General features: G+C 66.1%; 12 protein-coding genes. 3 read left to right on the forward strand and 9 right to left on the reverse strand.

The window, feature by feature from the left end; translation table 11 throughout:
* The 4 genes from RMN84_RS00540 to hisS form a co-directional block, all read right to left on the reverse strand.
* On the reverse strand, nucleotides 1–562 hold a 562-nt coding region (locus tag RMN84_RS00540; protein WP_309610258.1), incomplete at its 3' end, for a DUF4167 domain-containing protein.
* A 237-nt stretch (nucleotides 563–799) separates the two neighbouring features.
* Nucleotides 800–1,627, reverse strand: coding sequence for a peptide chain release factor N(5)-glutamine methyltransferase (gene prmC, locus RMN84_RS00545; protein ID WP_405051408.1), 828 nt, complete (start codon nucleotides 1,625–1,627; stop codon nucleotides 800–802).
* Nucleotides 1,624–2,703, reverse strand: a complete 1,080-nt coding sequence (prfA, locus tag RMN84_RS00550; protein ID WP_309610259.1) for a peptide chain release factor 1 — start codon at nucleotides 2,701–2,703, stop codon at nucleotides 1,624–1,626. The genes prmC and prfA overlap by 4 nt, the downstream gene beginning before the upstream one ends.
* Nucleotides 2,700–4,028 carry a histidine--tRNA ligase gene (gene hisS, locus RMN84_RS00555; RefSeq protein ID WP_309610260.1) on the reverse strand — a complete coding sequence of 443 codons (1,329 nt, stop codon included), beginning with the start codon at nucleotides 4,026–4,028 and terminating at the stop codon, nucleotides 2,700–2,702. Before hisS ends, prfA begins: the two co-directional genes overlap by 4 nt.
* Nucleotides 4,029–4,110: 82 nt before the next feature.
* Here hisS and ppa point away from each other — a divergent pair, with 82 nt between their 5' ends.
* The gene (gene ppa / locus RMN84_RS00560; RefSeq protein WP_309610261.1) at nucleotides 4,111–4,647 is read left to right on the forward strand and encodes an inorganic diphosphatase; all 537 of its coding nucleotides are present in this window, start codon (nucleotides 4,111–4,113) and stop codon (nucleotides 4,645–4,647) included.
* A 108-nt stretch (nucleotides 4,648–4,755) separates the two neighbouring features.
* Complete coding sequence (locus RMN84_RS00565) at nucleotides 4,756–6,279, forward strand: amidase (RefSeq protein ID WP_309610262.1); 1,524 nt, start codon at nucleotides 4,756–4,758, stop codon at nucleotides 6,277–6,279.
* Here the strand turns inward: RMN84_RS00565 and RMN84_RS00570 are convergent.
* Nucleotides 6,276–6,590, reverse strand: a complete 315-nt coding sequence (locus RMN84_RS00570) for a multidrug efflux SMR transporter (protein WP_309610263.1) — start codon at nucleotides 6,588–6,590, stop codon at nucleotides 6,276–6,278. The genes RMN84_RS00565 and RMN84_RS00570 overlap by 4 nt on opposite strands.
* Nucleotides 6,591–6,594: 4 nt before the next feature.
* On the reverse strand, nucleotides 6,595–6,801 hold the full coding sequence (locus RMN84_RS00575) for a hypothetical protein (RefSeq protein ID WP_309610264.1): 207 nt from the start codon (nucleotides 6,799–6,801) through the stop codon (nucleotides 6,595–6,597).
* Here RMN84_RS00575 and RMN84_RS00580 point away from each other — a divergent pair.
* Nucleotides 6,800–7,330 (forward strand): DUF1345 domain-containing protein, encoded by a 531-nt coding sequence (locus RMN84_RS00580; RefSeq protein ID WP_309610265.1) that lies wholly within the window; start codon nucleotides 6,800–6,802, stop codon nucleotides 7,328–7,330. The two genes, RMN84_RS00575 and RMN84_RS00580, sit on opposite strands and share 2 nt — an antisense overlap.
* Here RMN84_RS00580 and RMN84_RS00585 read toward each other — a convergent pair.
* The 3 genes from RMN84_RS00585 to ispG form a co-directional block, all read right to left on the reverse strand.
* The gene (locus tag RMN84_RS00585) at nucleotides 7,327–8,217 is read right to left on the reverse strand and encodes a DMT family transporter (protein ID WP_309610266.1); all 891 of its coding nucleotides are present in this window, start codon (nucleotides 8,215–8,217) and stop codon (nucleotides 7,327–7,329) included. The two genes, RMN84_RS00580 and RMN84_RS00585, sit on opposite strands and share 4 nt — an antisense overlap.
* 33 nt (nucleotides 8,218–8,250) lie before the next feature.
* Nucleotides 8,251–8,715: a TIGR02281 family clan AA aspartic protease gene (locus RMN84_RS00590; protein WP_309610267.1), complete on the reverse strand. Its 465-nt coding sequence runs from the start codon at nucleotides 8,713–8,715 to the stop codon at nucleotides 8,251–8,253.
* 103 nt (nucleotides 8,716–8,818) lie between these two features.
* The coding region (gene ispG / locus RMN84_RS00595) for a flavodoxin-dependent (E)-4-hydroxy-3-methylbut-2-enyl-diphosphate synthase (RefSeq protein WP_309610268.1) at nucleotides 8,819–9,857 on the reverse strand (1,039 nt) is incomplete at its 5' end.

Below are 9,857 nucleotides of genomic sequence, written 5' to 3' on the forward strand. Positions count from 1 at the left end.
GCTCGGCGCGCTGGGGCCGCTCGGCCCGCGGCGGGGCATCGGTCCGTTCGACTAAACGATCATTGCGCTCCGGCCGCTCGGCCCGCTGCGGGCGGTCGTTGCGTTCGTAGCGGTCGCGCTGCGGCTGTTGTTGCGGCTGCGCGCGCTCGGGGCGCTCTTCATACTGGCGGCGTGGTTGCTGCTGCTGCTCCTGGCGCTGCGGGCGATTATCGTCACGAACGTCGTCGCCGTCCATGTCGCCGTCGTCGCCGTCGCCGTCGTCGTCATAGTCATTATCGACCGTCTCGCCGCGAGCGCGGCGCTGCTCGTCGAAGCGCGCCTGGCTTTCGCCCAGCACGCGAAAATAATGTTCCGCGAACTGAAGATAGGTTTCAGTCTGGACGCGGTCCCCGGCGAGTTGCGAATCGCGCGCCAGGCTCTTGTATTTTTCGAGCAGCTGCGCGGCATTGCCCCGCTGGCGATTGTCCTGGCGGTTGCCGTCGGCGCGACCGGTCGTACCCTGGGGCCGCTGTCCGCCGCGACCACGACGACGGCCAACGCCGTTCTGACGATTGTTGATCAAAGAAATTGGTCCTCGTCGCACTGGCGCGAACGCGCGCCTAGTCTTGTTCCTCGGCAAGAAGTCCGTTCCCCCGGCGATCGCCGGTCCGCGCGAGCGAACCGCCTTTGACCTGGGCCAAGCGCCGTGGCGCTGAAACGGCCGATGTCGTCGGAGGGCGGGTCGGCGCGAGCTCTATTCTGTGGAGCGGCCCCGTCCCTGCGCCCGATGTAGTCGGCTTGGCTCAGCTTTCCAAGAACTTTATGAAGATCCTACCAACAGCGCTCGCGGGCGACCGCCGAGATCGCGCGCCAAGTGGCTGAAAAGCCCCGACTCGGCGAACAGCGCGGTGACGGCGTCGGCCTGGTCGAAGCCGATTTCGATCGCCGCCAGTCCGCCCGGGGCGATCACGCGCCCAAGCTGCGGCGCCAGGCGGCGATAGTCGTCGAGCCCGTCCGGCCCGGCGAACAGCGCCTCGGTCGGCTCATAGTCGGCCACGCCCGGACCGGTCGGCGCATCGGCGGCGACATAGGGCGGATTGCATAAGATGAGGTCGTAGCGATGGGCTACGTCGCGCGCCCAGTCGCCGAGCTGGAGCGCCGCGCGGCCCGACAGGCCGAGGCGCTCGGCATTGCGCTGCGCATAGGAAAGCGCAATCGGCGAGGAGTCGATGCCAAGCCCGGTCGCCTTGGGCCATTCGTCGAGCGCGGCGAGGAGCAGCGTCCCGGGACCGGTGCCGAGGTCGAGGATCCGCTTCGGTCCGGGCGTTGCCGCGAAATGCTCAACGGCGGCGGCGATCAGCGTTTCGCTGTCGGGGCGGGGGATGAGCGCGCCGGGGCCGACCTCCAGGTCAATGTTCCAGAAGCCCCGGCGACCGGTGATATAGGCAACCGGCTCGCCCGCACCGCGCCGCTCGATGAAGTCGGCGAAGGTGGCCGGCGCCTCGCCTCCGGGCGGATCGAGCAGCAGCCGGTCGTGGCCGATGCCGAGCGCGGCGGCCATCAGCAGCTCGGCATCGAGCCGGGGCGTATCGCTGGTCGCGGCCAGGCGCGTGCTGGCCCGGGCGAGCGCGCGGAGGATCGCGCTCACGCCTCGTCGAGGCTCGCCAGCCGCTCCGCTTCGTCCTCGGCGATCAGCGCTTCGGTCAGTTCGTTGAGCCCCGGCCCTTCGAGGATCGAGTCGAGCTTGTGCAGGGTGAGGTTGATGCGGTGGTCGGTCACGCGCCCCTGCGGGAAGTTATAGGTGCGGATGCGCTCCGACCGGTCGCCCGACCCGACCATCGACTTGCGCGCGCCGGCGCGGGCGTCGGCGAGGCGCGAGCGTTCGAGTTCAAACAGCCGAGTGCGCAAAACCTTGAGCGCCTTGGCCTTGTTCTTGTGTTGGGACTTCTCGTCCTGCTGGATGACGACCAGCCCGGTCGGCAAATGTGTGATGCGCACCGCGCTGTCGGTGGTGTTGACCGACTGGCCGCCGGGGCCGGACGAGCGATAGACGTCGATGCGCAGGTCGGCGTCGTTGATCTGGACGTCGACTTCCTCCGCCTCGGGCAGCACCGCGACCGTCGCCGCCGAGGTGTGGATTCGCCCGCCGCTCTCGGTCGCCGGGACGCGCTGGACGCGGTGGACGCCGCTTTCGAACTTGAGCCGGGCGAACACGCCATTGCCGTTGATCGAGGCGACGGCTTCCTTGTAGCCGCCGACGTCTGACATCGAGGCCGAGATCAGTTCGAACCGCCAGCCGCGTTCCTCGGCGAAGCGCTGGTACATGCGCAGCAAATCGCCGGCGAACAGCGCCGCCTCGTCGCCGCCGGTGCCGGCGCGGACCTCGAGCATCGCGGCGCGTTCGTCGGCCGAATCCTTGGGAAGCAGTTGCAGCGCCAGCGCGCGCTCGGCGAGCGGCAGGCGCTGCTCGATGTCGAGCAGTTCATCCGATGCGATCTGGCGCAATTCCTCGTCGGCATCCTTGGTCATCGTCGCCAGGCTGACGCGCTCGGCGCGCAGGCGGCGCACTTCGCGAGCGGCGGCGGCGACCGGCTCGATCGCGGCATAGTCCTTCGACAGGCGGATGAACTCGTCGGTCGGAAGATCGCCCCGCGCCATCGCGTCCGACAAATCCTGCTTCTTCGCCTCGATCTGAGCAATGCGTTCGGAGGTGATGCCGGTCATTTCGGCAACTTGGGTTTTAGGATGGCATCGGGAGAGACTCCAATCTCGACTGGCTCTGTCCGAACTACTAAAAAACTACTTTCAAGGGCGGTCAGTACCGCCCCGCGAAGATCGTCCTGACGACCCACTTGATCAGGCTGGTTCACACGAATGTGAATCCCTTGGCGTTCCGATACACCAGTAGAATTAGAGGCTGTTACTACAACGCGAGCACGTGAACCGTTCTTCTTCGCAAGCTCAAATCGGCGTTTGGCATTCCCACGATAAGCAAGGTCCACTACCATGCCGCTGCGGCGCAATGCGGATGCGACCAAAGCTGCATCTGCTTCAAGCTGTGGTTGATCAGGGATCACAGTTAGTAATGGGCGCTCGCCATCCGGCACCTCAATCAACATCGCCAGTCGCTCGATCCCAGCCGCCCAACCGACCGCTGGCGTGTGCGGGCCGCCGAGCTGTTCGATCAGGCCGTCGTAGCGCCCGCCCGCAATCACCGTCCCCTGCGCGCCGAGCTGGCGGGTGACGAATTCGAAGGCGGTGTGGCGGTAATAGTCGAGGCCGCGCACGAGGTGGGGGGCGATCTCGTACTCGACGCTTGCCGCGTCGAGCCCGGCCTTGACCGCACCGAAGAAATCTTCCGCCTCGGCGCTCAGTAGCATCGGCGGCGCGCTGTCGGCGAACGGGCGGTCGCGCGGGTCCTTGCTGTCGAGGATGCGCAGCGGGTTCTTGTCGAGCCGCGCCTGGCTATCCTCGGACAAATCCGCGCGATGGCTCGCGAAATGCTCGATCAGCGCCGCCCGCCAGGCATCGCGGCTGGCGACGTCGCCGAGTGTGTTGAGCTTGAGCGTCACCCCCGCAATGCCGAGCTCGGCCAGCAATTGCGCGCCGAACGCGAGCAGCTCGACATCCGCCGCTGGTTCGCCCGCACCGATGATCTCGGCGTCGAGCTGGTGAAACTGGCGGAAGCGGCCCTTTTGCGGGCGTTCGTAGCGGAACGCCGGGCCATGCGTCGCGACCTTGAGCGGCGCGAACCGCTGCCATCCTTCCGACAGATAGGCGCGGCAGATGCCGGCCGTGAACTCCGGCCGCAGCGTGATCGAATCGCCCGAGCGGTCGTCGAACGAATACATTTCCTTCGACACGACATCGGTCGTCTCGCCCATCGTTCGCGCGAAGACGGCGGTCGGCTCGATCACCGGCACTTCGACCCGCTTGAACCCGTACAGCCGCCGCACGCGGTCGAACGCCGTTACGACATGCGCGAAACGGTCGGCCTCCTCGCCGATCAGACTTTGCGTGCCGCGAACCGGCTGGATTGACTGCGCCATTGGTGCGCAGCCCCTAGCGAGCGCATGGCCGAAACGCCAGCAGGGGCTTGCCCGCGCCCGTTGGAGCAGTAAGGGCACCCGCATGAACATCGATCTCATCCCCGCAGGCGACAATCCGCCGACCAACATCAACGTCTTGATCGAGGTGCCAATCGGCGGCGAGCCGGTGAAATATGAGCTCGACAAGGTGTCGGGCGCGATCTTCGTCGACCGCATCCTCCACACGCCGATGCGCTATCCGGCCAACTACGGCTTCATTCCGCAGACGCTGGGCGGCGATGGCGACCCGATCGACTGCCTGGTGATGAACCGCTGGGCGCTGATGCCGGGCAGCGTCATCCGCTGCCGCCCGGTCGGCGTGCTGTTCCTGGAGGACGAGGCCGGCGGCGACGAGAAGTTGCTCGCCGTGCCCGAAGTAAAAACGACCCCATATTATGCCGACGTCGAGGAAGCGACCGACCTGCCGAGCATCGTGTTGCAGCAGATCGAGCATTTCTTCACCCACTATAAGGATCTCGAGCCCGAGAAGTGGGTGCGGGTCGGCAAGTGGGGCGATGCCGCCGCCGCGCGCGAGGTCATCGTCGAATCGCTCGAGCGTGCGCGTCAGGCGAAAAGCTAGATTCGCGGCCGGGCGAGGACGAGCACCGGCAAAACTTGCGAATGAACTTGACCGACGGTCCGTCGATCCGGCCGGGCTCTCGGCAGCTTTCGACCCACAGGAGTCTTCTTGACCAACTGCCATCGCCTTCGCTGCCTACTTGCGCTGCTCCTCGGAGCGACAAGCGCTCCCCTTTTCGCCGTCGGGCCGGCCGAACAATCCACCCGCGCTGCCATTGCCCGGGTGCAGCGGATCGACCCGTCGATCCATGCCGTGCTGGCGATCGAGCCGACCGCGATTGCGCAGGCGCGAACAATCGATGCCGGCGGGGTTCGCGGGCCGCTCGTCGGGCAACCGGTGCTGATCAAGGATAATATCGAGGTCGCAGGACTGCTGCCGACGACCGCGGGCAGCCTGGCGCTGATTGACAATGTCACCGGACGGGACGCTCCGCTGATTGCGCGCCTGCGCCAGGCCGGAGCGGTGATCCTGGGCAAGACGAACCTCAGCGAATGGGCCAATATCCGCTCGACCAACTCGATTTCGGGGTGGAGCGCGGTTGGCGGGCAGACGCGCAATCCCCACGCGCTCGACCGCGATCCGTGCGGTTCGTCGAGCGGCAGCGGCGCGGCGGTAGCGGCCGGGATCGTCGACCTCGCCATCGGAACCGAAACCGACGGGTCGATCACCTGCCCCGCCGCACTTAACGGCATCGTCGGGTTTAAGCCGACGGTGGGACTGGTCAGCCGGACACATATCGTCCCGATCAGCACCAGTCAGGATACTGCCGGGCCGATGACCCGCACCGTCCTCCAGGCGGCGCAATTGCTGAGCGCCATCGCCGGTACCGATCCGGCCGACCCGGCGACGAAAAACGCCGATGCGCACCGGGCGGACTATGCGGCCGGTCTGACGGCAGACGCGCTGCACGGCATGCGGATTGGGGTGATGCGCTTCGCCTCGGGATTTGGCACCGATGGTCCGTTCGAGGCGGCGCTGGCGGTGCTACGGGCACAGGGAGCGACACTGGTCGAGATCAAGGCGTTCGACGACAAGGCGATCGGACCGGGCGAACACGTCGTGCTGATGACCGAGTTCAAAGCCGGGCTAAACGCCTACCTCGCCACCACGCCGCCGCAGGTCGTCACCCGCACGCTGGCCGCCGTGATCGCCTTCAACACGGCCCATGCCGTGCAGGAATTATCGCTATTCGGGCAGGACACGTTCATCGAGGCCGACAAAAGCACGGGCCTCGACGATCCGACCTATCTGAAGGCGCGCGCGACCAGCCTGGCCGCCGCCGGCGTGAACGGCATCGACCGCCTGCTCAAGGCTGACCGGCTCGACGCGCTGGTCGGCCCGACCATGCCGCCGGCGTGGAAGATCGACGCGGTCAACGGTGACCAAAGCGCCGGTGGCGGGGCGGGCAGCCTGGCGGCGGTCGCCGGCTATCCTCACCTCACCGTCCCGATGGGGGCAGTGAAGGGGCTACCAGTGGGCCTCAGCTTCATCGGCGCGAAATGGGACGACGCCAAGATTTTGTCGCTCGGCTACGCCTATGAGCAGGCCAGCCACGCACTGGTCGCGCCGCGCTTCGTGCCGTCGATCGAGCAAGTCCCGCCCGTCGCGCAAATGCTCATGCCACAGCGCTAGCTGCTGATACGCAGCGCCGCGATGCAGGCGACGATGGCGAGGATCAGCAGCAGCCGCACCGTCGTCGCGGGCTCGTCGAACCAGGCCATGCCGACGATGACCGTGCCGACCGCGCCGATGCCGCCCCATACCGCATAGGCGGTGCCCATCGCTATGGTCCGCGCAGCGCGCTCCAGCAGCCCCATCGACAGGGTCACCGACACCAGAAAAGCGAATGTCCACGGGAGGTTGCGAAATCCCTCGACAAAGCGCAGCGAGGTGGTGAAACCCACTTCGAACAGGCCGCCGACGACCAGCAGGAGCCACGCCATTGCGTCATTTCCTCATGGCGCAAGCACTAGACGCACGGCCAGCTTGCGTTATCCTACGTCCGATGGCTTCGAGCAACACCGACCGGCGCAAGACCCGGTCCACGACGATCGGCAATCGCGTCGCGCCGACGCGGTTCCTGGTTTTCTTCGCGATGCTGGCGGCCAGCATCGGACTGGCGACGATCGTCACGCCGTGGTGGCTGTCGGTCATGCTCGGCTTCGACGTTTCGGCGCTGGTGTTCATCGTCAGCTGTATTCCCCTGTACCGCAAAGATCATCATGAGATGCGCGCCGTGGCCGAAGCCAATGACGCGAACCGCGCGATTTTGCTGATGCTGGCGTTCGCCCTGACGATCGTCATCCTCGTCGCCGTCGGCAGCCAAATGGCGAGCGACACGGCGACGAGCATCAGCGATATTGCCGTGACGATCGTGACCTTGCTGGTGTCCTGGTTCTTCGCCAACACGGTCTACGCCCTGCACTATTCGCACCTTTTCTACACAGCCGACGACGGCGGCCAGGACCACGCCGGTCTGATTTTTCCAGGCACCGACAAGACGCCGGGCTTCTCCGATTTCGTCTATTTCTCTTTCTGCATCGGCGCGGCGCTTTCGACCTCCGACACCGACATCACGTCACCGCACATCCGCCGCGTCGTAACTGCCCACAGCATCGCTGCCTTCATCTACAACGTTGGCGTGTTCGCGTTGACCGTAAATCTGCTTGCCGGCAAACATTAGGCGCTGGCTTCCAACGCCGGACGATCCTCGCTCCGCGCCGCGATCCAGCAGGCCACTAGGATCAGCCCGGCGCCGGCTAGCGTGAACAGCGACACCGTCTCCCCGAAACGCAGCCACCCGAGCGCCATCGCCCACAGGAAGCTCGAATATTCGGTGGTCGACAGATAGGCCGCTCCGGCCCGCGCATAGGCCCAGGCGAGCAGCAGCAGCGAGGCCAGCGCCAATAGCGCGGCCAAAATGACGTTCGGCCACTGGCCGGCCGGTAGCTGCGGCACGCCGAGGAACGGCACTGCGCTGAGCAAGGCCATGCTGACGACGAGGTTCTGGAAAAAGGCGATTTCAACCGGGCGCGCGACTAGTGCCTGCTGACGCATCAGGATAATATTCCAGGCGTAGATCACCGCCGAGCACAGGATCGCAACGCTGCCTAGCGTTGCCTCCCGCCCGAGATCGCCGCGCGCCTGGCCGACGAAGATTACCAGCACCCCGGCGAAGGCGAGCAACGACCCCGCCACCGTCCGCCGCCCGAGCGGCTCGTGCAGGACTAGCGCGGCCAGTACCAGCGCGATCAGCGGAGCAATGAATGAAAGGGCAACCGCCTGCGCCATGGGCACGCGCGCCAGCCCCCAGAAGAACATCACCGCCATGGCGGCGGTCGCCACGCCGCGCACGACGTGGAGCCGGAGCGTTGAGCGATCGGGCAGGGGAGACGGTTTCGCCGCGAACAGGAGCCCGCTGAGCGACACGCCTACGAGCGAGCGGAACAGCAGCGTGGCAAACACGCCCGCGCTCAGCGTCAATGCCTTGACCACCATATCCATGATGGAAAAAAAGCCGATACCGGCAATGGCGGCGAGATAGGCAGGAAAGACGCGCGGTGTGGTCACCGCTCTGTGCCTATCCGGGAACGCAAACGGCGACTAGCGCAACACCATCTTGTCACCGGTCATCTCGACGCCGCCAAGCTTAGTCAGGACCGACTGGCCGAGCAGATTTCGGCCGAGCCCCTCGAGCACTGCGGCACGGACATGCTCGACGATGTGGCCGTTGACCTCGATCCGGTCGAGCATGATGTCCTGCCCGCGGACCGGCCCGGAGGCTCCTTCGGCGATCACTTTGAAGCTGGTCGGGTCGACATACAGTCCGGCCCGGCGAGCGTCGTCGACGGTCAGGGCAACGACGTCCGCGCCGGTGTCGACCACAAACGGCAGTGACTGGCCGTTGACGCTCGCGTCGGTTTCGAAATGTCCTGACGGGCCCCGATCGATGACGAGTTCACCGCCGTTGCCGCTGCTGACGGGGACCACCATCGCCGGGCTGTCTTCAGCCTTGACCGCGACGGCCTCGGCAGAAGCAGCAGGGGCCTGCTTCCTAGTCGGGGCCATGAGTGCGACAAGGACACTGAAGCCGATGATGAGTAAAACAAACCGAGACATGCGGAGATGATAAAGGACCGGCCTTGCGCAATCGTTACCGCGAGCGCGGGCGCTATTCGGCAGCGTGGAGGATGGCGTCGGCGGACTGTCCGCCCGCCTCGATCTCGGCGGCTTTGGCCTCGACCAGCCGGACGATGTGATTGATCATGTCGGCGTCCTGGACGTGGTGGTCGGTGACGCCAGACAGATAGACCATATGCTTTCCATTACCGCCGCCGGTGATGCCGATGTCGGTCTCGCGCGCCTCGCCCGGGCCGTTGACGACGCAGCCCAGTACCGACAGCGACATCGGCGTGCGGATATGCTGCAGCCTCTCTTCCAGCGCCTGGACCGTGCGAATAACGTCGAACCCCTGTCGCGCGCACGACGGGCAAGACACGACCCGCACCCCGCGGTTGCGGATGCCGAGCGATTTGAGCAGCTCGTAACCGACGCGGACTTCCTCCTCGGGCTCGGCCGAGAGCGAGACGCGGATGGTGTCGCCGATCCCGGCCCACAGCAACGAGCCCATGCCGATCGCCGACTTGACCGTCCCGCCGATCAGCCCGCCGGCCTCGGTTATGCCGAGGTGGAGCGGGCAGTCGACCGTCTCGGCGAGCTGCTGATAGGCGGCGACGGCGAGGAACAGGTCGGACGCCTTCACCGCCACCTTGTAATTCTGGAAGCCATGATCCTCGAGAATGCGGATATGATCAAGCGCGCTTTCGACCAGCGCCTCGGGGCACGGCTCGCCATATTTTTCGAGAAGGTCCTTTTCGAGGCTGCCGGCGTTGACGCCGATGCGGATCGCACAGCCATTGGCGCGCGCCGCCGCCACGACTTCGGCGACCCGCTCGGCCGAGCCGATATTGCCCGGGTTGATGCGCAGGCATGCCGCACCGGCATCGGCCGCCTCGAGCGCACGCTTGTAGTGGAAATGGATGTCGGCGACGATCGGTACGTTGGCGGCGAGCACGATCTCGCGCAGCGCGGCGGTGCTTTCCTTGTCGGGGCAGGACACGCGGACGATATCGACCCCGGCCTCCTCGCATCGCCGGATCTGGGCGATCGTCGCGGCGGCGTCCGAGGTCAGCGTGTTGGTCATCGTCTGG

The organism is Sphingomonas sp. (assembly GCF_031380695.1).
Classification (GTDB): Bacteria; Pseudomonadota; Alphaproteobacteria; order Sphingomonadales; family Sphingomonadaceae; genus Sphingomicrobium.

Coding starts and splice junctions, on each gene's coding strand:
- RMN84_RS00580 (WP_309610265.1), top strand. CDS start 6,800: ATGCTCGGCTTCGACGTTTCGGCGCTGGTGTTCATCGTCAGCTGTATT.
- hisS (WP_309610260.1), bottom strand. CDS start 4,028: ATGGCGCAGTCAATCCAGCCGGTTCGCGGCACGCAAAGTCTGATCGGC.
- RMN84_RS00590 (WP_309610267.1), bottom strand. CDS start 8,715: ATGGCCCCGACTAGGAAGCAGGCCCCTGCTGCTTCTGCCGAGGCCGTC.
- RMN84_RS00575 (WP_309610264.1), bottom strand. CDS start 6,801: ATGACCGACAGCCACCACGGCGTGACGATCGTCGCCAGTCCGATGCTG.
- prfA (WP_309610259.1), bottom strand. CDS start 2,703: ATGACCGGCATCACCTCCGAACGCATTGCTCAGATCGAGGCGAAGAAG.
- RMN84_RS00570 (WP_309610263.1), bottom strand. CDS start 6,590: ATGGCGTGGCTCCTGCTGGTCGTCGGCGGCCTGTTCGAAGTGGGTTTC.
- ppa (WP_309610261.1), top strand. CDS start 4,111: ATGAACATCGATCTCATCCCCGCAGGCGACAATCCGCCGACCAACATC.